This is a genomic window from Streptomyces sp. NBC_00454 (assembly GCF_041434015.1).
Taxonomy (GTDB): Bacteria; Actinomycetota; Actinomycetes; order Streptomycetales; family Streptomycetaceae; genus Streptomyces.
In genome coordinates this window covers 4,666,082-4,687,235 of record NZ_CP107907.1, presented here as the reverse complement: position 1 = coordinate 4,687,235, position 21,154 = coordinate 4,666,082, and the positions used below count along the sequence as shown (strand labels likewise).

Annotated in this window: 23 protein-coding genes; 3 read left to right on the top strand and 20 right to left on the bottom strand. The window is 70.8% G+C overall.

The genetic code is table 11. From position 1 onward, the window contains the following. Positions 1-61 precede the first annotated feature (61 nt). Complete coding sequence (locus OHU74_RS21900) at positions 62-622, top strand: hypothetical protein (RefSeq protein ID WP_371617450.1); 561 nt, start codon at positions 62-64, stop codon at positions 620-622. 54 nt (positions 623-676) lie between these two features. Here the strand turns inward: OHU74_RS21900 and OHU74_RS21895 are convergent, their stop codons facing one another. The 8 genes from OHU74_RS21895 to OHU74_RS21860 form a co-directional block, all read right to left on the bottom strand. After that, on the bottom strand, positions 677-922 hold the full coding sequence (locus OHU74_RS21895) for a hypothetical protein (protein WP_371617449.1): 246 nt from the start codon (positions 920-922) through the stop codon (positions 677-679). Between the two features lie 129 nt (positions 923-1,051). Beyond that, the gene (tsaE, locus tag OHU74_RS21890) at positions 1,052-1,594 is read right to left on the bottom strand and encodes a tRNA (adenosine(37)-N6)-threonylcarbamoyltransferase complex ATPase subunit type 1 TsaE (RefSeq protein ID WP_371617448.1); all 543 of its coding nucleotides are present in this window, start codon (positions 1,592-1,594) and stop codon (positions 1,052-1,054) included. Next, positions 1,563-2,723 (bottom strand): alpha/beta fold hydrolase, encoded by a 1,161-nt coding sequence (locus tag OHU74_RS21885; protein WP_371617447.1) that lies wholly within the window; start codon positions 2,721-2,723, stop codon positions 1,563-1,565. The genes tsaE and OHU74_RS21885 overlap by 32 nt, the downstream gene beginning before the upstream one ends. A gap of 10 nt (positions 2,724-2,733) precedes the next feature. Continuing rightward, positions 2,734-3,891 carry an alanine racemase gene (alr, locus tag OHU74_RS21880; RefSeq protein WP_371617446.1) on the bottom strand — a complete coding sequence of 386 codons (1,158 nt, stop codon included), beginning with the start codon at positions 3,889-3,891 and terminating at the stop codon, positions 2,734-2,736. Positions 3,892-4,038: 147 nt separating this feature from the next. Next, the gene (locus tag OHU74_RS21875) at positions 4,039-5,439 is read right to left on the bottom strand and encodes an NAD(P)H-hydrate dehydratase (RefSeq protein ID WP_371617445.1); all 1,401 of its coding nucleotides are present in this window, start codon (positions 5,437-5,439) and stop codon (positions 4,039-4,041) included. 91 nt (positions 5,440-5,530) lie between these two features. Then, positions 5,531-5,899, bottom strand: coding sequence for a holo-ACP synthase (locus tag OHU74_RS21870; protein ID WP_330298094.1), 369 nt, complete (start codon positions 5,897-5,899; stop codon positions 5,531-5,533). 77 nt (positions 5,900-5,976) lie between these two features. Then, a complete protein-coding gene (glmS, locus tag OHU74_RS21865; RefSeq protein WP_371617444.1) occupies positions 5,977-7,824 on the bottom strand; it encodes a glutamine--fructose-6-phosphate transaminase (isomerizing) in 1,848 nt (615 codons plus the stop codon). A gap of 118 nt (positions 7,825-7,942) precedes the next feature. Continuing rightward, on the bottom strand, positions 7,943-8,725 hold the full coding sequence (locus OHU74_RS21860) for a hypothetical protein (protein ID WP_371617443.1): 783 nt from the start codon (positions 8,723-8,725) through the stop codon (positions 7,943-7,945). 283 nt (positions 8,726-9,008) lie between these two features. On the opposite strand from OHU74_RS21860, the gene coaA reads away from it, so the two are divergent. Further along, the gene (gene coaA, locus OHU74_RS21855; protein ID WP_371617442.1) at positions 9,009-10,076 is read left to right on the top strand and encodes a type I pantothenate kinase; all 1,068 of its coding nucleotides are present in this window, start codon (positions 9,009-9,011) and stop codon (positions 10,074-10,076) included. A gap of 27 nt (positions 10,077-10,103) precedes the next feature. After that, the gene (locus OHU74_RS21850) at positions 10,104-11,054 is read left to right on the top strand and encodes a DUF389 domain-containing protein (RefSeq protein ID WP_371617441.1); all 951 of its coding nucleotides are present in this window, start codon (positions 10,104-10,106) and stop codon (positions 11,052-11,054) included. A gap of 92 nt (positions 11,055-11,146) precedes the next feature. Here OHU74_RS21850 and glmM read toward each other — a convergent pair whose 3' ends face one another. The 12 genes from glmM to infA all read right to left on the bottom strand — a co-directional run bounded on the left by glmM (position 11,147) and on the right by infA (position 21,010). Continuing rightward, on the bottom strand, positions 11,147-12,505 hold the full coding sequence (gene glmM / locus OHU74_RS21845) for a phosphoglucosamine mutase (RefSeq protein ID WP_371617440.1): 1,359 nt from the start codon (positions 12,503-12,505) through the stop codon (positions 11,147-11,149). 136 nt (positions 12,506-12,641) lie between these two features. Further along, positions 12,642-13,166, bottom strand: a complete 525-nt coding sequence (gene rpsI, locus OHU74_RS21840; RefSeq protein ID WP_330298089.1) for a 30S ribosomal protein S9 — start codon at positions 13,164-13,166, stop codon at positions 12,642-12,644. A 42-nt stretch (positions 13,167-13,208) separates the two neighbouring features. Continuing rightward, positions 13,209-13,652, bottom strand: coding sequence for a 50S ribosomal protein L13 (gene rplM / locus OHU74_RS21835; protein ID WP_330298088.1), 444 nt, complete (start codon positions 13,650-13,652; stop codon positions 13,209-13,211). Positions 13,653-13,885: 233 nt separating this feature from the next. Continuing rightward, positions 13,886-15,145, bottom strand: a complete 1,260-nt coding sequence (locus OHU74_RS21830; protein ID WP_371617439.1) for a glycosyltransferase family 87 protein — start codon at positions 15,143-15,145, stop codon at positions 13,886-13,888. 66 nt (positions 15,146-15,211) lie between these two features. Further along, positions 15,212-16,840, bottom strand: coding sequence for an ABC-F family ATP-binding cassette domain-containing protein (locus OHU74_RS21825; RefSeq protein ID WP_371617438.1), 1,629 nt, complete (start codon positions 16,838-16,840; stop codon positions 15,212-15,214). A gap of 47 nt (positions 16,841-16,887) precedes the next feature. Continuing rightward, complete coding sequence (gene truA / locus OHU74_RS21820; protein WP_330298085.1) at positions 16,888-17,739, bottom strand: tRNA pseudouridine(38-40) synthase TruA; 852 nt, start codon at positions 17,737-17,739, stop codon at positions 16,888-16,890. 99 nt (positions 17,740-17,838) lie between these two features. Continuing rightward, positions 17,839-18,300, bottom strand: coding sequence for a 50S ribosomal protein L17 (gene rplQ, locus OHU74_RS21815; protein ID WP_371617437.1), 462 nt, complete (start codon positions 18,298-18,300; stop codon positions 17,839-17,841). Positions 18,301-18,380: 80 nt separating this feature from the next. Next, complete coding sequence (locus OHU74_RS21810; RefSeq protein ID WP_008739666.1) at positions 18,381-19,403, bottom strand: DNA-directed RNA polymerase subunit alpha; 1,023 nt, start codon at positions 19,401-19,403, stop codon at positions 18,381-18,383. Between the two features lie 156 nt (positions 19,404-19,559). After that, complete coding sequence (gene rpsK / locus OHU74_RS21805; RefSeq protein ID WP_006376016.1) at positions 19,560-19,964, bottom strand: 30S ribosomal protein S11; 405 nt, start codon at positions 19,962-19,964, stop codon at positions 19,560-19,562. Between the two features lie 54 nt (positions 19,965-20,018). Next, positions 20,019-20,399 (bottom strand): 30S ribosomal protein S13, encoded by a 381-nt coding sequence (gene rpsM, locus OHU74_RS21800; RefSeq protein WP_053682609.1) that lies wholly within the window; start codon positions 20,397-20,399, stop codon positions 20,019-20,021. A gap of 201 nt (positions 20,400-20,600) precedes the next feature. Continuing rightward, positions 20,601-20,714, bottom strand: a complete 114-nt coding sequence (gene rpmJ, locus OHU74_RS21795) for a 50S ribosomal protein L36 (protein WP_003956441.1) — start codon at positions 20,712-20,714, stop codon at positions 20,601-20,603. 74 nt (positions 20,715-20,788) lie between these two features. Then, positions 20,789-21,010, bottom strand: a complete 222-nt coding sequence (gene infA / locus OHU74_RS21790; protein WP_003956442.1) for a translation initiation factor IF-1 — start codon at positions 21,008-21,010, stop codon at positions 20,789-20,791. Positions 21,011-21,154: the final 144 nt, after the last annotated feature.

Below are 21,154 nucleotides of genomic sequence, written 5' to 3'. Positions count from 1 at the left end.
ACCCAGGTGTCACCGATCAAGGTGTCGGGACGCCCCAGACCATGCGGAGAGGTGGACCAAGGTGGCACGCAGCAGCTCGGGAATCGTGGCCGGGCTCACCGTCGCGGCACTCGCCGCGATCGGCTTCCTCGGCTACCAGGCCTCCGCCACCGCCCCCGCGCACCCGCAGAAGGCCGTGGCGCAGACCCCCTCGCCCGCCCCGAGCGCTTCCGGCGCCGCGAAGGCGGACCCGGCCAAGCCGGTGGCCGTCCCGGCGGGCTCCGGCACCGGGATGCGCGTCGTGTACTCGATCGGCCTGAAGCGCGTGTGGCTGGTGGACGCCGCCGGCCAGGAGCCGAAGTCGTTCACGGTGATGCCGAGCACGGTCCATCCGGCGCCGGGCAGCTACACGGTCGGCAACCGCACGGGCACGGTGACGGGCTCGGACGGGGTGCCGATCGAGCACGTGGTCCGGTTCGCGAGCACGCAGGGCATCACGGTCGGTTTCAGCGCCCGCGTGGACAACACGCTCCCGGAGCCCGATCCGGGCAAGAAGACCGGCGGGGTCCGCATGACGCGCACGGACGGCGACGCGATGTGGGCCTTCGCGACGATCGGCACCAAGGTCGTCGTCGTCTCCTGACGTTCGCCCGAACGGGGGACGCGCCCAGGCCCCTTCCAGGGCCTCCCCCGCCCTTCAGGCCGCTTCGGACTCCGGAGCGGCCTGCTCGTCTTCACCGGCCTCTTCCCGTACGGCCGGCTCCCGTAGGGCCGCCTCCGCCCCGGGATCCGGCTCGCCGCCGCGCTCGCGGGCGGGCGGTGTCGACACGGCGCTGGCGGCGACGCCGGCGGCGAGCAGCGCCCCCATGGACACGCCGGACGGACGGGGCGCCCGCGCTCCCGGTGCCGCTGCTCCCGGTGGTGCTGCTCCTGCTGCCGACATGGCTGCCTCCTGGCCGGGGCCAGCCGGTACTTAGGTACGCCTAACCAGCCCTCGCTACCATGTGACCACGCGCCGTGCCGCCCGCGCAATATCTTGCCGACGAGTTGTCGGTACGTTAACCGCGAACTTTCATTCCGAGAGGACGCCCGCGAGGGTCTCCAGACCCGCCCCGGCCGACCAGCGCCCGCCGATCCCGCGCACGGCGACCTCCCGGACGTCGTCCAGGACCTCCTCGTGGCCCACCGCCCGCCGGATCACCACGTGCAGCCGATCGTCGGACAGCTCCTCGACCTTGCCGTCGCCCCATTCCACGACGACCACGGACTCGGGCAGCGAGACGTCGAGGTCCAGGTCCTCCATCTCGTCGAGCCCGCCGCCGAGCCGGTACGCGTCCACGTGCACCAGGGCCGGGCCGCCGGTCAGCGACGGGTGCACCCGGGCGATCACGAAGGTCGGCGAGGTCACCGCCCCGCGTACGCCGAGGCCTTCGCCGAGTCCGCGGGTCAAGGTGGTCTTGCCGGCGCCCAGTTCCCCGGTCAGCAGGACGAGGTCGCCGGGGCGGAGCAGACCGGCGATCCGGCGGCCGAGGTCCTGCATGGCGTCGGGCGAGCCGACGGTGATGTGCGCTTCGGTCCCCGCTTCAGGAACCGCTGCCTGCGGTACTTCTTCCATGACCGGAAACGTTAGCCGGTGCGGGCACCACCGCGGTGCGCGCCAGCAGCCCGGTGAGCAGCCGGGTCACGGTGTCCGGGTGTTCCAGCATCATCAGGTGCCCGGCGGACTCCAGGACGACCAGTTCCGCGGAGGGCAGCGCGTCCTTGATGGTCTGGCTGTGGCCGGGCGGGGTGACCATGTCGCCGTCCCCGGCGATGACGGTGACGGGGATGTCGGCGAACCGCTGGAGCGCGGCGGCCTTGTCGTGCGTCTGGAAGGCCGGGTAGAACTCGGCGACCACGTCGATGGGGGTGCCCTCGATGAGCCGCTCGGCGAAGCGGGCGACGCCCGGGTCCACGTCGGGCGAGGCGAAGGAGTACATCTTGACCATGCCGGCGAACAGGTCGGCCGTGGCCCGGCGGCCCTTCTCCACCAGCTCCACCTGGGAGCCGAGCGCCTTGAGCACCCCGGGCAGCAGGCGGCGTACCGCCCCGAAGCCCACGGAGGGCAGCCCGTACGTCACCTCGTCCAGGCGGCCGCTGGAGGTGCCGACGAAGACCACCCCGGCCACCCGCTCGCGGACGAGCTCGGGGAACTGCTCCGCGAGTCCCATGATGGTCATGCCGCCCATCGAGTGACCGACCAGGATCAGCGGGCCCTCGGGGGCGGCCGCGTCGATGACGGCCTTCAGATCGCGGCCGAGCTGGTCGATGGTCACCGGCTCGCCCTCGGCCTGGGCCAGCCCGCGGCCGCTGCGGCCGTGGCTGCGCTGGTCCCAGTACACGGCGCGGACCAGACCGCGCAGGGCCGCGCGCTGGAAGTGCCAGGAGTCCTGCGCGAGGCAGTAGCCGTGGCAGAACACCACGGTCGGCGGGGCCGGGGCCTTGCGGCGCAGCCGGCGCCGCTTGCCCTCTTCGGGCAGTTCGTCGATCTCGTAGTAGAGCGGGGTGCCGTCCTCGGCCCGCGCGGTGCCGGGGGCCCCGCGCAGGGAGCCGTAGTCCCCGGTGGCGTCGAGGGCCAGGCGCGCCTTCATGCGCATGCCCCGCCCGACGGTGATCCGTTCGACCGCGACTCCGGCGGCCGCGCCCGCGGCTATCACGCCGATGGCCGCTCCGGCCCAGCCGGCCTTGCGCCAGTTCTCGCTCACGCCGCCGCCCTCACTCAGCCGTTGCGGTACTTCCGTCGCGGTACACCCGGGGAACCCTGACCCCGATACGTGTGACGATCTCATACGCGATCGTGTGCGCCGCTTGAGCCCAGTCCTCGGCCGTGGGCTCGCCGCGTTCGCCGTCGCCGAAGATGACCACCTCGTCGCCGGGCAGGACCCGGTCCTCGAGGCCGATGTCCACGACGAACTGGTCCATGGCCACGCGTCCGGCGGCGTACCGCGTCCGGCCCCCGAGGAGGACGGGGCCGCGGCCGGAGGCGTGCCGCGGGATGCCGTCGGCGTAGCCGGCCGGGATGAGCGCGAGCCGGGTCTCGTCCTCGGTCACGTAGTGGTGCCCGTAGCTGACGCCGTGTCCGGCGGGGACCTCCTTGACCAGGGCCACGAAGGCCTTCAGGGCCATGGCGGGGCGCAGCCCGAGCTGGGCGGGGGTGCCGAGCTCGGGTGCCGGGGAGACCCCGTACACCGCGAGGCCGCACCGGACGAGGTCGAAGTGGCTCTCGGGCAGGGTCAGGGTGGCGGGCGAGTTGGCGATGTGCCGGACCTCGGGCTCGATGCCCTCCTTCTCGGCGTACGCGAGCATGTCGCGGAAGGCGGTCAGCTGGAGCGCGATGGAGGGGTGTCCGGGCTCGTCGGCGCAGGCGAAGTGGGACCACAGCCCGGTGACGTGAACGGTGCCCTCGGCCTGGGCGGCGACGGCCGCGCCGACGAGCTCGGCCCAGTCGGCGGGCTGGCAGCCGTTGCGGCCGAGGCCGGTGTCGGCCTTGAGCTGGATCCGGGCCGTGCGGCCGGCGGCGCGGGCGGCCGCCCGCACTTCCTCCAGGGCCCACATCCCGCTGACGGCGACGTCCACGTCGGCCTCGATGGCCTCCCGCCACGGCCCGCCGGGGGTCCACAGCCAGCACAGGATCCGCCCGCCGACCCCGGCGGCGCGCAGCGCGAGCGCCTCTTCGGGGGTGGCGGTCCCGAGCCAGGTCGCACCGGCTTCGAGGGCCGCCCGGGCGCAGGGCACGGCGCCGTGGCCGTAGGCGTCGGACTTGACTACGGCCATCACCTCGGCCCGGGGCGCCCGCTCGCGCAACGCGCGCACGTTCGCCCGTACGGCGTCAAGATCGATCTCGGCGTACACGCGCGTGGGTGTCTCGTTCATCCCCCACAGTCTCTCAGAGGCCGACCGTCGCGCTCGTCTGCGGCTCCACCTCCGGCTACGGCCCCACGCGCGGCCGCGGTGCGCCGGGGCGCCGGTGGCCCAGCCGGCGGCTCAGTCGGCGGCCCAGCCGCCGGCTCAGTCCGTGGCTCAGCCGGCGGCCACCTCGCGCCAGGCGGCGGGCAGGGCGGCGGCGATGTCGTGGGCCAGCAGCGGGCCGCCGTCCGAGGCGATGCGGCCCGCGAGGCCGTGCAGGTACGCCGCCACCGACGCCGCGTCGGCCCCGGACAGCCCGGCCGCCAGCAGCGACCCCGCGAGGCCCGACAGCACGTCCCCGCTCCCGGCCGTCGCCAGCCACGCCGTACCCGTCGGGTTCACCCGTACCGTCCGCGCGTCCCCGGAGCACACCAGCGTCGTCGACCCCTTCAGGAGCGCCGTCGCCCCGTACCGCCCGGCCAGCTCCCGCACGGCCGCCAGCCGGCCCGCCTCCACCACCTCCCGGGCGACCCCGAGCAGCGCCGCCGCCTCCCCGGCGTGCGGGGTCAGCACCGTCTCGGCCGACCTCGCCCGCAGCGCCCCGGGGTCCAGCCCGCGCAGCCCGTCCGCGTCCACCAGGACCGGCACGGGCTGCGCCAGCGCCTCGGCGGCGGCCGGGTCCTCGCCCAGCCCCGGACCGACCACCCAGGCCTGGACCCGGCCGGGCCCGATCAGCGTCTCGGGGTAGCGGGCGAGCACGGCGTCCGCGACCGCCGGGGGTCCCACGTACCGCACGGCGCCCGCGCCGCCCCGCAGGGCCCCCGCCACGGCGAGCACCGCCGCACCCGGGTACCGGGCGGACCCGGCGATGATCCCGACCACGCCCCGCCGGTACTTGTCGCTGGTCCGCGCGGGCACCGGCAGCAGCCGGGCCACCTCCGCGTGCTGCGGGGCCTGTGCGTCGGGCTCCGCGGGGAAGGACAGCCCGATGTCCACCAGGTGCACCACCCCGGCCCTGCCGGCCCCCGGGTCGATGAGCAGCCCCGGCTTGTGGGCCCCGAAGGTCACCGTGACATCGGCCCGTACGGCCGCCCCCGCCACCTCACCGGTGTCCGCGTCCACCCCGCTCGGCAGGTCCACGGCCACCACCGTCGCGCCCTCCGGGATCCGCTCCACCAGCGCGGCCGCCGCCGGCCGCAGCCCGCCGCGCCCGCCGATGCCGACCAGCCCGTCCAGGACCAGGTCCGCCCGGTGCGGCACCTCCTCGGCGAGGCGGCCTCCCGCGGCCCGCAGCGCGGCCAGGCCGCCCGCGTGCACCCGCGCCGGATCCATCGCCACCGCCGTCACCCCGGCCCCGCGCCGGGCCAGGCGGGCGCCCGCGTACAGGGCGTCGCCGCCGTTGTCCCCGGGGCCGACCAGCAGGACGACCCTGGCCCCGTACACCCGGGGCAGCAGCCGGGCGCAGACGGCGGCCAGTCCCGCCGCCGCCCGCTGCATCAGGGCGCCCTCGGGCAGCCGGGCCATCAGCTCGCGCTCGGCGGCCCGTACGGTCTCCACGCTGTAAGCAGTACGCATGGCACCACCCTGCCCGCTAAGCGGTCTCGGGGAAATCGGGCACGCCTCCGCGCCGGGCGGCGCGGAGGCGTGCCCCATTTCCCCGGGACCGCTATCCCTCGGCGATCACCACTGCGGAGGCGATGCCCGCGTCGTGGCTGAGGGATATGTGCCAGGACTTCACGCCCAGCTCCGCCGCCCGCGCCTGGACCGTCCCGGACACCCGCAGCCGGGGCTGCCCGCTGTCCTCGACGTACACCTCGGCATCGGTCCACAGCAGCCCGGCGGGCGCGCCGAGCGCCTTGGCCAGTGCCTCCTTGGCCGCGAACCGGGCGGCGAGCGAGGCGGTTCCGCGCCGTTCGCCGCCCGGCAGGGTCAACTCGGCATCGAGGAAGAGGCGTTGCGCCAGGCTCGGTGTCCGTTCCAGTGCCACGCCGAACCGCTCGACCTCGGCAACGTCAATCCCCACACCGATAATCACAACGCACCCCTACGAAGCCATTTATCCGACGGTCACCACTGCGCCCCATTGTCGGCGACCTGCTCCGTTCGCTGCGCTCACTCCACAGTCACCGACTTGGCGAGGTTACGCGGCTGGTCCACCTCATTGCCCCGCGCGGTCGCCAACTCGCACGCGAAGACCTGCAACGGCACGGTCGCCACCAGCGGCTGGAGCAGCGTCGGGGTGGCCGGAATGCGGATCAGGTGGTCGGCGTACGGGACGACGGCCTCGTCGCCCTCCTCGGCGATCACGATGGTCCGCGCCCCGCGCGCCCGGATCTCCTGGATGTTCGACACGATCTTGTCGTGCAGCACCGAGCGCCCGCGCGGCGACGGTACGACGACCACCACCGGCAGGTCCTTCTCGATCAGCGCGATCGGCCCGTGCTTGAGTTCGCCGGCCGCGAAGCCCTCGGCGTGCATGTACGCGAGCTCCTTGAGCTTGAGCGCACCCTCCAGCGCCACCGGGTAGCCGACGTGCCGGCCCAGGAAGAGCACCGTGTTCTTGTCGGCCAGGGAGCGCGCGAGCTCCCGTACCGGCTCCATCGTCTCCAGTACGGTGTCCACCGCCGCCGCGATGTCCGACAGCTCCCGGATGACCGCCCGGATCTCGTCGCCCCACTTCGTACCCCGTACCTGCCCGAGGTACAGGGCGACCAGGTAGCAGGCCACCAGCTGCGTCAGGAACGCCTTGGTCGAGGCGACGGCCACCTCGGGGCCGGCGTGCGTGTACAGCACGGCGTCCGACTCGCGCGGGATGGTCGAGCCGTTCGTATTGCAGACGGCCAGCACCTTGGCACCCTGCTCGCGCGCGTGCCGCAGCGCCATGAGGGTGTCCATGGTCTCGCCCGACTGCGAGATCGCGATCACCAGCGTCCGCTGGTCCAGGATCGGGTCGCGGTAGCGGAACTCGCTCGCCAGCTCGGTCTCGCACGGGATGCGGGTCCAGTGCTCGATGGCCAGCTTCGCGATCATGCCCGCGTGGTACGCCGTACCGCACGCCACGATCACGACCTTGTCGACCTCGCGCAGCACCGAATCCGGGATGCGCACCTCGTCGAGGGTCAGCAGTCCGCTCGCGTCGATCCTGCCCAGGAGGGTGTCGGCGACAGCCTTCGGCTGCTCGGCGATCTCCTTGAGCATGAAGTAGTCATAACCCCCCTTCTCGGCCGCCGAGGCGTCCCAGTCCACGTGGTACGCCCGCACGTTCGCGACCGAACCGTCGAAGTTGGTCACCGTGACTCCGTCGCGGCGGAGCTCGACGACCTGGTCCTGCCCCAGCTCGATCGCGGACCGCGTGTGGGCGATGAACGCGGCCACGTCCGAGGCGAGGAAGTTCTCACCCTCTCCAACGCCCACCACCAGGGGCGAGTTCCGGCGCGCGCCGACCACCACGTCCGGGTCCTGCGCGTGCACGGCGACCAGCGTGAAGGCCCCCTCCAGCAGCCGGCACACCTGCCGCATCGCCTCCGCGAGGTCCCCGGAGTCCTCGAACCGCTCCGCCAGCAGGTGCGCCACGACCTCGGTGTCCGTCTCGGACTCCAGCCGGTGCCCGCGCCCGGCCAGCTCGGCCCGCAGCGCTGCGAAGTTCTCGATGATCCCGTTGTGCACGACGGCCACGCGCCCCGAATTGTCGAGGTGCGGATGGGCGTTGACGTCGGTGGGCCCGCCATGGGTCGCCCACCGGGTGTGTCCCAGCCCCGTGGAACCGGCCGGCATCGGGTGCCCGACCAGTTCCTTCTCCAGGTTGACCAGCTTGCCGGCCTTCTTGACCGAAGCGAGAGCGCCGTCCGCGAGCACGGCGACACCCGCCGAGTCGTAGCCGCGGTACTCCAGCCGCTTGAGTCCGGCAATGACCACATCGAGCGCCGACTGCGCTCCTACGTAACCCACGATTCCGCACATAAGCCGCAGGGTACGCCGTAGTTGGCTCCCCGCCCGGTACCTGAACAAGACGAAAACCCCGCCCCGGCGAATGTGCCGGAGCGGGGTTGACGCGTGTTCGAACGCCGCGGACGAGCCGTCAGCCGAGCTTCTTCTGCTGCGCCTCGACGACAGCCTTGGGCTGCTCGGCGGTCCCGGCGAGGCTCACCGCGTAGAAGGTGACGAGCGAGCTGCCCTTGCGGACGACCACGAGCTCAGTCGAGATCTTCTCGCCGTCCGACTCCCCCTGGAAGGTGTAGGCGAGCGCCTCGTCCCCCGCGGTCACCTGGGCGCCGGGGACGACCTTGCTGAACTTGATCGAGTTGTCCGGCGAAGCGGAACCGTCGGTCGCCTTGGCCTCGAAGCCGGCGGCGCAGGCCGTGCCCGCGCCCTTGAACGAAGCGAAGGCCTCCTCGGCACCCTTGCCGTCGTACGAGGCCAGCGTGACGCTGGTGACGGTCCCGCCGAGCGCGTCCATCCCGGCCTTGAGCTTCTCCTCCGCGGTCGCGTTCGGGTCCGCCGCCTTCGGCTTGGCGATGACCTTGACGCGAGAGGTGCCGGAGGTCATGCCGACCGGGGTCATGACCTGTGCCTTGGCCAGCGGGAGGCACTCCGCCTTGTCGCTGACGGTGTCGATGCCGATCTTGACCTCTGCCGACGTGGCCTGCTTGAAGACGTAGTCGGGCAGGTCCGCCTGGGCCAGGATCAGGGAGGAGAGCTCGGCGTTGCTCTTCCCCTTGCCGGCCGCCGCCGACGCGGAGGCGGACGGCTTCGCGTCCCCCTTCGCGTCGGCCTTGTCGGAGCCGCCGCACGCGGTCGCCAGCAGTGCCAGGGACACGGCGGAGGCGGTCAGGACGGTACGGCGGACGAAGGTGGTGCGCATGATGGTTTCCCCCACGGAACATCTGAGAAAGGTCAGCCCGCAGCGGCGCCCCGAAACGGTGCCGAGGGCGGCCTCAAAGCTGCGGTGATCCACACCGTACGGGGTACCGCCGACACCGGCCGGCAATTAAAGACCCACTACACGCATCGTGATGCCACCGAGACCACGGCTCCCTCCGATCGATACCGTCCCCGTACAACCCGCCCACCCCGGGCCATAAGGCCCGGCCCCACGTGACCGACCACACCACCCACAACGGCCCGGGACCCCCGACAATGGCCCTGTGATCACTTCGCCGCCACGAAGCACGCCGGACGAAAGCGCAACGGAGCGCCCCGTCGGATCGGAGCACCCCACGCACCCCGAGCCTGCCGCGCACCCCACGCGCCGCCGGGGCCACGAGGCCTCCCCCTACGTCGACCTGACCAGAGCCGAGTGGAGCGCCCTGCGCGAGCGGACCCCGCTGCCGCTGACGGCCGACGAGGTCGAGCGGCTGCGCGGGCTCGGCGACGTCATCGACCTCGACGAGGTCCGCGACGTGTACCTGCCGCTCTCCCGGCTGCTGAACCTGTACGTGGGGGCCACCAGCAACCTCCGCGGCACCCTCAACACCTTCCTCGGCGACGCCGGCAACGGCCAGGGCGCACAGCAGGGCACCCCCTTCGTCATAGGGGTCGCCGGCTCCGTGGCGGTCGGCAAGTCCACCGTGGCCCGCCTCCTGCAGGCCCTGCTCGCCCGCTGGCCCGAGCACCCGCGCGTGGAGCTGGTGACCACGGACGGCTTCCTGTACCCGATGAAGGAGCTCCGGCGGCGCGGGCTGACCGCCCGCAAGGGGTTCCCGGAGTCCTACGACCGCCGCGCGCTGACCCGCTTCGTCGCCGACATCAAGGCCGGCAAGGACGAGGTCACGGCCCCGGTCTACTCGCACCTGATCTACGACATCGTCCCCGGCGAGCAGCTCGTCGTGCGCCGCCCCGACATCCTGATCGTCGAGGGGCTCAACGTCCTCCAGCCGGCGCTGCCCGGCAACGACGGCCGGACCAGGGTCGCCCTCGCCGACTACTTCGACTTCAGCGTTTACGTGGACGCCCGCCCCGAGGACATCGAGCGCTGGTACCTCAACCGCTTCCGCAAGCTGCGCGAGACGGCGTTCCAGAACCCCTTCTCCTACTTCCGCAAGTACACCCAGGTCTCCGAGGAGGAGGCGCTGGAGTACGCGCAGACGATGTGGCGGACCATCAACAAGCCCAACCTGCTGGAGAACGTGGCCCCGACCCGCGGCCGCGCCACCCTCGTCGTGCGCAAGGGCCCGGACCACAAGGTGCAGAAGCTGAGTCTGCGCAAGCTCTGACGGCGTCCGGCGGGCTACTGTGCGGCCATGCTGCATCTACGGATGATCATCCCGCCCGACCGCACGGACGCGGTGGTCAGGATCATCGAGGAGACCGTCGGCACCACCCATCTGGCGGTGCTGCCGGGCGCGGCCCGCATTCCCGCGGGCGACATCGTGCTGTGCGACGTGGCCCGCGAGGCGGGCGACGAGCTCCTGCACGAGCTGCGCGCGCTCTCCATCGACAAGGACGGCTCGATCGCGGTCGAGAACATCGACCTCTCCCTCTCGGAGCGGGCCGACCGGGCCGAGGAGGAGGCCCCGGGCGAGGCCGCCGACGCCGTCCTGTGGGAGCAGCTGACCGGGGCGACCCACGAGGAGTCCACCCTCTCCATCACCTACGCCGCCTTCATGATCGTCGCGACGATGATCGCGGCCTGCGGCGTGGTCCTCGACAACGCCATCCTGATCGTGGGCGCGATGGCGGTCGGCCCCGAGTTCGGCCCGCTCGCGGGCGTCTGCACGGGCCTGGTGCAGCGCGCCCCGAAGCTGGCCGCCCGCTCCCTGGTCGCCCTGCTCGTGGGCTTCGCCGCCGCGATGGTCGCGACCACCGTCTTCAGCCTGGTGATGGACGCCCTCGGCCTGTTCCACCCGGGCATGCTGGACAAGCCCCGCCCCAACACCAGCTTCATCTGGCAGCCGGACCCGTTCTCCTTCGTCGTGGCCCTGCTCGCCGGCGTGGCCGGGGTGCTCTCGCTGACCTCGGCGAAGTCCGGGGCGCTGGTCGGCGTCGCGATCTCGGTGACCACCGTCCCGGCCGGCGCCAACGCGGCCGTGGCGCTCAGCTACGGGGAGTTCGCCCAGATGTGGGGCTCGGCCGAGCAACTGCTGCTGAACCTGTGCGGAATCATGCTGGCCGGCGTACTGACCCTGCTCGGCCAAAAACTCCTGTGGCGCACCCAACGCGGCCACTGGCGCCGCACGCCGCCCAAGACCTGAGCCCAGGCCCCCGGAGGGCCCCGGATACGGAACCGGCCCCGCGCTACGAAGCTTCGTAGCGCGGGGCCGGTTCCATGACAGCCGTGCGGGGTCTAGCCGAGCGCCGACTTCACCACGTCGGCCAGCCGGCCGGCGACGGAGCGGGCCTGCTCGATGTCGGCGGCCTCCACCATCACCCGTACGAGCGGCTCGGTGCCCGAGGGGCGCAGCAGTACGCGCCCGGTCGAGCCCAGTTCCCGCTCCGCGTCCGCGACGGCCGCGGCCAGCTCGGCCGAGGTCGTGACCCGGGACTTGTCCACGTCGGGGACGTTGATCAGGACCTGCGGCAGCCGGCTCATGACCCCGGCCAGCTCCGCGAGCGACTTGCCGGTGGCCGCGATCCGCGCCGCCAGCATCAGGCCGGTCAGGGTGCCGTCGCCGGTGGTGGCGTGGTCGAGGATGATCACGTGGCCGGACTGCTCGCCGCCCAGCGCGTACCCGTGCTCCTTCATCGACTCCAGGACGTACCGGTCGCCGACCCCGGTCTGCACGACCTGGATGCCCTCGGCCTCCATGGCCAGCTTGAAGCCCAGGTTCGACATCACGGTGCCGACCACGGTGTCCTCGCGCAGGTGACCCGCCTCGCGCATGGCCAGCGCCAGCACCGCGAGGATCTGGTCGCCGTCGATCTCGGCGCCGTTCGCGTCCACGGCCAGGCAGCGGTCCGCATCCCCGTCGTGCGCGATGCCCAGGTCGGCGCCGTGCTCGACGACGGCCTGCTTCAGCAGACCCAGGTGGGTGGAGCCGCAGCCGTCGTTGATGTTCAGGCCGTCGGGCTCGGCACCGATCGTGACGATCTCGGCGCCGGCCCGGGTGAAGGCCTCCGGCGAGACGAAGGCGGCCGCGCCGTGCGCCTCGTCCAGGACCACCTTGAGGCCGTCGAGGCGGTTCGGGAGGACACCCATGAGGTGGGCGACGTACTTGTCGAAGCCCTCGGTGTAGTCGGAGACGCGGCCGACGCCGGAGCCGGTGGGCCGGTCCCACGGAGCGCCCGTGCGGTGGTCCTCGTAGACGGACTCGATCCGGTCCTCCAGCTCGTCGGCGAGCTTGTGCCCACCGCGCGCGAAGAACTTGATGCCGTTGTCGGGCATGGCGTTGTGGCTGGCCGAGAGCATCACGCCGAGGTCGGCGCCCAGCGCACCGGTGAGATACGCCACCGCCGGGGTGGGCAGCACACCGACGCGCAGGACGTCCACGCCCGCGCTCGCGAGGCCGGCGACGACTGCGGCCTCCAGGAATTCGCCGGAGGCACGGGGGTCCCGGCCCACCACTGCGGTGGCGCGGTGACCCGCGAAAGTGCCCGCCTCGGCCAGTACGTGTGCCGCCGCCACGGAGAGACCGAGCGCCAGCTCGGCCGTCAGATCCGCGTTCGCGACGCCTCGTACACCGTCCGTCCCGAAGAGTCGTCCCACTGTTGTCCTCCCGAGTTCACACTGCGTTTGTGACCACTTGTGCCATGTATTTGCCGCTTGTGGCGGTAAACGAACCGCCCCGGCAGCACGGAGAGTGCTGCCGGGGCGGATTCGTTGCAGAACAGCAGGGCGCAGATTAACGCTTGCTGTACTGCGGAGCCTTACGGGCCTTCTTGAGACCGGCCTTCTTGCGCTCGACCGCACGGTCGTCGCGGGAAAGGAAGCCGGCCTTCTTCAGCGCCGGGCGGTTGTTGTCGACGTCGGCCTCGTTCAGCGCACGGGCGACACCGAGGCGCAGGGCACCGGCCTGACCGGAAACGCCGCCACCCGAGATGCGGGCGATGACGTCGTAGCGGCCGTCGAGCTCGAGGAGCTTGAAGGGCTCGTTGACTTCCTGCTGGTGCACCTTGTTGGGGAAGTAGTCCTCAAGGGTGCGGGCGTTGATCTTCCACTTGCCGGTGCCCGGAACGATCCGGACGCGGGCGATGGCGTTCTTGCGACGGCCCAGGCCGGCGGCCGGCTGGGGGTCGCCGAAGCGACCGGCAAGGGACTCCGAGGTGTAGTCGCCCTCGACTACGTCAGCGGACTCGGTGGTGTATTCCTCGACGTTGCCCTCGAACTCTTCTTCGATGACAGGGGTCTCGGCGGTGGTCTCGGCCACGATGCTCCTCAGAATTTTCTACGTCTTAGGGGGTGGCCGGAACTACTGCGCGACCTGGGTGATCTCGAACGCCACCGGCTGCTGCGCAGCGTGCGGGTGGTTCTCGCCCGAGTAGACCTTCAGCTTCGAGATCATCTGACGGCCCAGGGTGTTCTTGGGGAGCATGCCCTTGATGGCCTTCTCGACGGCCTTCTCCGGGTTGTTCGCCAGGAGGTCGTCGTAACGCACCGAACGGAGACCGCCCGGGTAGCCAGAGTGGCGGTACGCCATCTTCTGGGTCGCCTTGTTGCCGGACAGGTGAACCTTGTCGGCGTTGACGATGATGACGAAGTCGCCCATGTCCATGTGGGGGGCGTAAGTCGGCTTGTGCTTGCCCCGCAGGAGGGCAGCGGCCTGGGTCGCCAGACGGCCGAGGACAACGTCCTGAGCGTCGATGACGAGCCACTGGCGCGAGATGTCGCCGGGCTTGGGGCTGAACGTACGCACGCGTATGCCTTCGCTTCTTCAGTGGTGGGTCATCCCCGGGGGGTGAGCCCGAGGGACGGGTCCTGACATGGGTCACCACGGACGATCACGACAGCCCTGGTTCACATCGGAGACGCAACCCGTGTGTACCGCTGGTCATCGGCCCGGTGGACCGGCGTAAGGCAGTTCACGTGAGAATGAGCAAGCCAATACGCATAACGAACCAGCAGGGTACCCCTGAAGACCTGGAAGGGTCAAAACGCGGTCCGCGATCCCGTCTCGACGGGGGTTGCGGCGCACTCCGGTTCGGTCCTGGGTGGGGACCCCGTAGTTCGTACTGGGTCCAGAGTAACCCGGATCGGACGCAGCGAACGCCGGGCCAGCAATCCGGCGAGCGAGCACAGGGTCACCATGTCCTTGAAAGCACGCCGCTTGTGCTCGAACTCCGAGGGCCACGGGATGCCCGCGGTCTGGGGCACCAGGGCCAGCCAGAACCAGGGCGAGCGCGGCATCGAGCCCGCCCGCACCCCCGACACCAGCAGCAGCGGGAGCACCACCAGCAGGTAGTGGTCGAAGGACGGCCGCGACACCAGGAATGCGGCCAGCATCACCATGCAGGCCGTCTCCACGAGCCTCAGCTCACCCCGGTCCCCGTCCGTCTCCACGGGCCGCCGCCACCGCCGCCAGGCCGCCCACAGACCGCACCCGGCCCCCGCGAAGGCCAGCAGCACCGCCAGCGGCTCCGGCACCCCCAACCGCGGCAGCGCCGCGATCGGCGAGGCGTCCCAGGGCAGCGCGTAGGAGTCCTGGCCGTGCAGCAGAAACGGCAGCGTCTTGGTGAAGAACAGCATCGGGTGCGGCATCATCAGCGCCCCGGCCAGCGACAGCCCCACGGGCACGCCCACCGCCAGCGCCAGCCCCCGCCACTGCCGCGCGAGGACGAAGAGCAGCCCGATCGGCACCAGCATCGGCTTGCACGCGATGGCCAGGCCCACCACCAGCCCGGCGGCCCCCCAGGACCGCCGGTGCGCCAGCAGCAGCGCCACCGGCAGGGCGGCGGCCGAGATGGCCGTCCAGTTCCCGATGAGCACGAGGTTGATGTACGGCTTGTAGGCCAGCGCGAACAGTCCGAAGCCGCCCACCGCGAGCCGGGAGCGCACCGGCACCGAGAACAGCTTCAGCGCGGCCCACCAGCCGATCCCGACCAGCCCGGTCATCCCCAGCGGCAGCACGCAGCGCAGCAGCGGGGCCGGCAGCAGCGCCTCGGGGATCGCCATGATGACGGCGCTGGGGAGGTAGAGGAAGCGCTTGTCCTCGTACGGGGACACCCCCGTGAGCAGGGCGTCCGCCGCCTTGACGACGAAGGCGTTGTCCGAGCCCCAGTTCACCCGCAGGCTCGCCGAGACCGCGACCGCGAGCAGGATCACCAGGGTCACGGCCCGCCAGGACCGGGGGGCGGGCCGCAGCAGCCACGCCACCCGCCGGTCCCAGGAGGACGGGGTGTCCCACTTCATGACCCACACACTCGGCCGCAACCCCACGACGACTTCCCCTCGACCAAGCCGGGGGGAGGCCTCCCCCTAGCGCTTGCGCTCGACCCTACGTTCGTCCCAGACGGGCTCCGTAGTCTCCCGCACAACACCGTCCGAACCGAAGACCAGATAACGGTCAAATGTGCGGGCGAACCACCGGTCGTGCGTGACGCACAACACAGTGCCCTCGTAGGCCTCCAGCCCGTCCTGCAGCGCCTCCGCCGATTCCAGGTCCAGGTTGTCGGTCGGCTCGTCCAGGAGCAGCGCCGTCGTACCCGCCAGTTCCAGCAGCAGGATCTGGAAGCGCGCCTGCTGGCCGCCCGAGAGCTTCTCGAAGGGCTGGTCCCCCTGGCGCTCCAGCTCGTAGCGGCGCAGGGCGCCCATCGCCTGGCCCAAGGGCTTGGCCGCCTCCGTCCACAGGATGTCGACGAGCGTGCGGCCGAACAGCTCCGGGTGCGCGTGGGTCTGCGCGAAGTGGCCGGGCACCACGCGGGCGCCGAGCTTCCACGTACCCGTGTGCTTGACCTCCTCCCCCGCCATCAGGCGCAGGAAGTGCGACTTCCCGGAGCCGTTCGAGCCCAGGACCGCGACCCGCTCCCCGTAGAAGACCTCCAGGGAGAACGGCTTCATCAGCCCGGTGAGCTCGAGGTTCTCCACGGTGAGCGCGCGCACTCCCGTACGCCCGCCCTTGAGCCGCATCTTGATGTCCTGCTCGCGCGGCGGCTCGGGCGGCGGACCGGCGTCCTCGAACTTCTTGAAGCGGGTCTGCATCGCGTGGTACCGCGAGGCCATGTCCGGGCTGCTCGCGGCCTGGCCGCGCAGTCGCAGCACCAGGGCCTTCAGCCGGGCGCGCTCCTCGTCCCAGCGCCGCTTGAGCTCCTCGAAGCGCGCGAAGCGCTCCTTGCGGGCGTCGTGGAAGGTGGCGAAGCCCTCGCCGTGCACCCACACGTCCGAGCCGTTCGGGCTCGCCTCCAGGCTGATGATCTTCTCGGCGGCCTGGGTCAGCAGCTCCCGGTCGTGGCTGACGAACAGCACCGTCTTGCGGGTGGCCTTCAGCTGCTCCTCCAGCCACCGCTTGCCCGGGACGTCCAGGTAGTTGTCCGGCTCGTCGAGCAGCAGCACCTCGTCCGGCCCGCGCAGCAGCGCCTCCAGGACGAGGCGCTTCTGCTCACCGCCCGAGAGCGTGCGCACCTCGCGGAACTGCGCCGAGTCGTACGGGATCGCCAGCGCGGCCATCGTGCAGACGTCCCACAGGGTCTCCGCCTCGTACCCCTGCACGTCCGCCCAGTCGCTCAGCGCCTGCGCGTAGGCCATCTGGGCGGCCTCGTCGTCCACCGTCAGGATCAGCTGCTCGGCGTGGTCCACGGCCTTGGCGGCAGCGCGGATCCGCGGCTGGGCCACCGAGACCAGGAGGTCCCGTACGGTCGTCTCGTCCCGTACGGAGCCCACGAACTGCGACATCACGCCGAGGCCGCCGGAGACGGTGACGCCGCCGCCGTGCGGCTGCAGCTCGCCGGAGATCATCTTCAGCAGTGTGGTCTTGCCGGCCCCGTTCGCCCCGACGAGGGCGACGACCGCTCCATCCCCCACCCGGAAGGAGACGTCGGGGAGCAGAACCCGCCCGTCGGGAAGGTAGTACTCCAGGTGGCTGGCTTCGAGATGTCCCATGCCGGGCATTGTCCAGGTCCGCCACCGTTCCACCCAAACTGATTAGCAGCAGCTGATCAGCAGCAGCCCTTGCCCGGCAGGGTGCGCAGGTTGCGCGCCTCCTTGCTGCGGGCGGCCAGCAGCTCGTCGGCCGGGTAGCCGACCTCCTCCAGGGTCAGCCCGTGCGGCTTGACCACGTGCACCGAGGAGTCCCGTACGGCCGCGGCCAGCACCTTGCCGGGCCAGTCGGTCGTCCGGTGGCCGTCGCCGACGTGCAGCAGGGCTCCGACCAGCGAGCGCACCATGTTGTGGCAGAAGGCGTCGGCGCGGACGGTCGCGGTGATGATCCCCTCCGCGTCCCGCTCCCAGCTGAGCTGCTGGAGCGTACGGATCGTCGTGGCCCCCTCGCGCTTCTTGCAGTACGCGGCGAAGTCGTGCTCCCCGACCAGCTGGGCGGCGGCCTCGTTCATGGCGTCCACGTCCAGGGGCCACTGGTACCAGAGCACGTGCCCGCGGCGCAGCGGGTCGACGCCGGCCTGGTGGTCGCCGACGCGGTAGGCGTAGCGGCGCCAGATCGCGGAGAACCGCGCGTTGAACCCGGCGGGGGCCTCGGCGGCCTTCCACACCCGTACGTCGTGCGGCAGCCGGCCCGCGAGGCGCCGCAGCAGCTTGTCCTGGTGCTCGGCCCACACCTCGTCGCGCACGTCGAACTGCGCGACCTGCCCGCGCGCGTGCACGCCCGCGTCGGTACGCCCGGCCACGGTCAGCTCGACCGGGTCGGGGAGCCGCATCACGGTCTGCAGCGCGGATTCCAGCTCGCCCTGGACGGTCCGCAGCACGCGCTGCTTCGCCCAGCCGGAGAAGTCCTTGCCGTCGTAGCTCAGGTCCAGCCTGACCCGGACGTGTCCGGGCTCCACCTCGTCACTCACGTGAGCGATCCTCTCAGACATACGGAAACGCAAAACGGGCCCGCCCCGGAAGGGGCGGGCCCGTTCAGAGCCGATCAAGCGAGCTCTGATCCCGAAGGATCAGGCCTCCTTGGTCTCCTCGGCGGTGGCCTCGACAGCCTCCGCCTCCTTGACCGCGCGCTTGGTGGCGGCCTCGGCCTCACCAGTGGCCTGCTGGGCGACCGTAAGGGCCTCGACCAGCTCGATCACGGCCATCGGGGCGTTGTCGCCACGACGGTTGCCGATCTTGGTGATGCGCGTGTAACCACCGGGGCGGTTCTCGTAGCGCGGGGCGATCTCGGTGAACAGCGTGTGCACGATGCTCTTGTCCGTGATCGTCTGCAGCACCAGGCGACGGTTGTGGATGTCGCCCTTCTTGGCCTTGGTCACCAGACGCTCGGCGTAGGGACGCAGGCGACGGGCCTTGGCCTCGGTGGTGGTGATGCGGCCGTGCTCGAAGAGCGCCTTCGCGAGGTTCGCGAGGAGGTGCTTCTCGTGCGCGGCGCTGCCGCCCAGACGGGCACCCTTTGCGGGACGCGGCATGGTCTTACTCCTTCATATCTGCACCGGCCGTGTCAGGTACCGGTGTCAGTTCCCCCGCGGCGGATGCCGCGGGAAAGTTCTTAGTACTGCTCGGTCTCGACGAAACCGGCGTCCGCGTCGTCGTCGGCGCCGAAGGCGTCGGCGGCGGCGGTCGGGTCGAATCCGGGCGGGCTGTCCTTGAGGGCCAGGCCCATGCCGGCGAGCTTCGCCTTGACCTCGTCGATCGACTTCGCACCGAAGTTGCGGATGTCGAGCAGGTCCGCCTCGGAGCGGGCCACGAGCTCACCCACGGAGTGGATGCCCTCGCGCTTGAGGCAGTTGTACGACCGAACGGTGAGCTCGAGCTCCTCGATCGGCAGGGCGAGATCAGCGGCGAGCGCCGCGTCCGTCGGCGAGGGGCCCATGTCGATGCCCTCGGCGTCGATGTTGAGCTCGCGCGCCAGACCGAACAGCTCGACCAGGGTCTTACCGGCGGACGCCATGGCGTCGCGCGGGCGCATGGCCTGCTTGGTCTCGACGTCGACGATCAGCTTGTCGAAGTCGGTGCGCTGCTCGACTCGGGTCGCCTCGACCTTGTAGGTGACCTTGAGGACCGGGCTGTAGATGGAGTCGATCGGGATGCGACCGATCTCCTGGCCCAGCTGCTTGTTCTGGACGGCGGAGACGTAGCCGCGACCGCGCTCGACGGTCAGCTCCATCTCCAGCTTGCCCTTGCCGTTGAGCGTGGCGAGGACCAGGTCCGGGTTGTGCACCTCGACACCGGCCGGGGGCGCGATGTCGGCAGCGGTGACCAGGCCGGGACCCTGCTTGCGCAGGTACATCACGACCGGCTCGTCGTGCTCCGAGGAGACGACCAGCTGCTTGATGTTGAGGATGATGTCGGTGACGTCTTCCTTGACACCGGGCACGGTGGTGAACTCGTGCAGGACGCCGTCCACGCGGATGCTGGTGACAGCGGCACCCGGGATCGAGGACAGGAGCGTGCGGCGCAGCGAGTTGCCGAGGGTGTAGCCGAAGCCCGGCTCGAGCGGCTCGATCACGAACCGCGAGCGGTACTCGTCGACGACCTCTTCGGTCAGCGAGGGGCGCTGAGCGATAAGCATGTGGATTCCTTCATTCGTGGACGCCCACTATTTGACGCCCGACGGATGCGGCACGGGGCCGCGGACTACAAGGGTACGGGCGGTACGTCCCCCGCGAAGGGTTCGTACCGCCCGGACACTCAAAGACGCACAGGCGCGAAGCCCGGCGCCGCCGAATCAGACGCGGCGACGCTTGGGCGGACGGCAGCCGTTGTGCGGGGTGGGGGTGACGTCCTGGATCGAGCCGACCTCGAGGCCAGTGGCCTGGAGGGAGCGGATCGCGGTCTCACGGCCGGAGCCGGGACCCTTGACGAAGACGTCGACCTTGCGCATGCCGTGCTCCTGCGCGCGACGGGCGGCCGACTCAGCGGCCATCTGCGCGGCGAAGGGGGTGGACTTGCGCGAGCCCTTGAAGCCGACGTGGCCGGCGGAGGCCCAGGAGATCACGTTGCCCGCGGGGTCCGTGATCGAAACGATGGTGTTGTTGAACGTGCTCTTGATGTGGGCGTGCCCATGAGCGACGTTCTTCTTTTCCTTGCGGCGCACCTTCTTGGCAGCGCCCTGACGACCCTTGGGGGGCATCTAAATCTCCTACGGGAGGTGGTCGGTCCTACAGCGCAAGACCGCTGAACAGGACTACTTCTTGCCCGGCTTCTTCTTACCGGCGATCGCGCGACGCGGACCCTTGCGGGTACGGGCGTTCGTGCTGGTGCGCTGACCGTGCACGGGCAGGCCACGACGGTGGCGAACACCCTGGTAGCACTGGATCTCGACCTTGCGGCGGATGTCGGCCTGGATCTCGCGGCGGAGGTCACCCTCGGTGCGGAGGTTGGCGTCCACGTACTCGCGGATCTTGACCAGGTCCTCTTCGGCCAGGTCACGAACGCGGGTGTCGGGGTTCACACCGGTGGCCGCAAGGATTTCCTTGGACCGGGTGCGACCGACACCGAAGACGTAGGTGAGTGCGATCTCCACACGCTTTTCGCGCGGGATGTCAACACCGGAAACGCGTGCCATTCAATGGCTCCTGTGTGTTCGGGGGTCTTCAGCAGAACCGAACCCCGGCCGCCGACCACACCTGAATGGGTGGTGGTACGTCCGGGTCCCCGGCCCCCGCCGGAGGTGCCGCCGGCCCTGGTCGGGGCTAGGCGGGTTCTGCGTATGTACGTTTTCTTACGTCGCGCGAAGAACTGCGTAGTGCAGGTCGGTCGGCGTGCGTCAGCCCTGGCGCTGCTTGTGGCGCAGGTTGTCGCAGATGACCATGACCCGACCGTGACGGCGGATCACCTTGCACTTGTCGCAGATCTTCTTGACGCTCGGCTTGACCTTCATGTTGGTGAGGTTCTCCGGGTCAGTGCCACCACCCGCGCCGGGACGGAATGTCCGGACGGGAGTGAAGACAAGATCTACTTGTATCGGTAGACGATCCGGCCACGCGTCAGGTCGTACGGAGACAGCTCCACGACGACCCGGTCATCAGGGAGGATGCGGATGTAGTGCATGCGCATCTTGCCGCTGATGTGCGCGAGGACCTTGTGACCGTTCTGGAGTTCCACCTTGAACATCGCGTTCGGGAGGGACTCGATCACGGTGCCCTCGATTTCGATGGCACCTTGCTTCTTGGCCACGCTTCGCCTTTCGAATCGGCTACCTTGATCAGCTCCCCGCCTTCGCATGAGGACATGCGGGTGCAAAGGAGCCGACGAGTCAGTCTACGTCAGGGCCCACCGAAAGACGAATCCGGAAAGTGTGCCCTACAGGGTAGATCATCA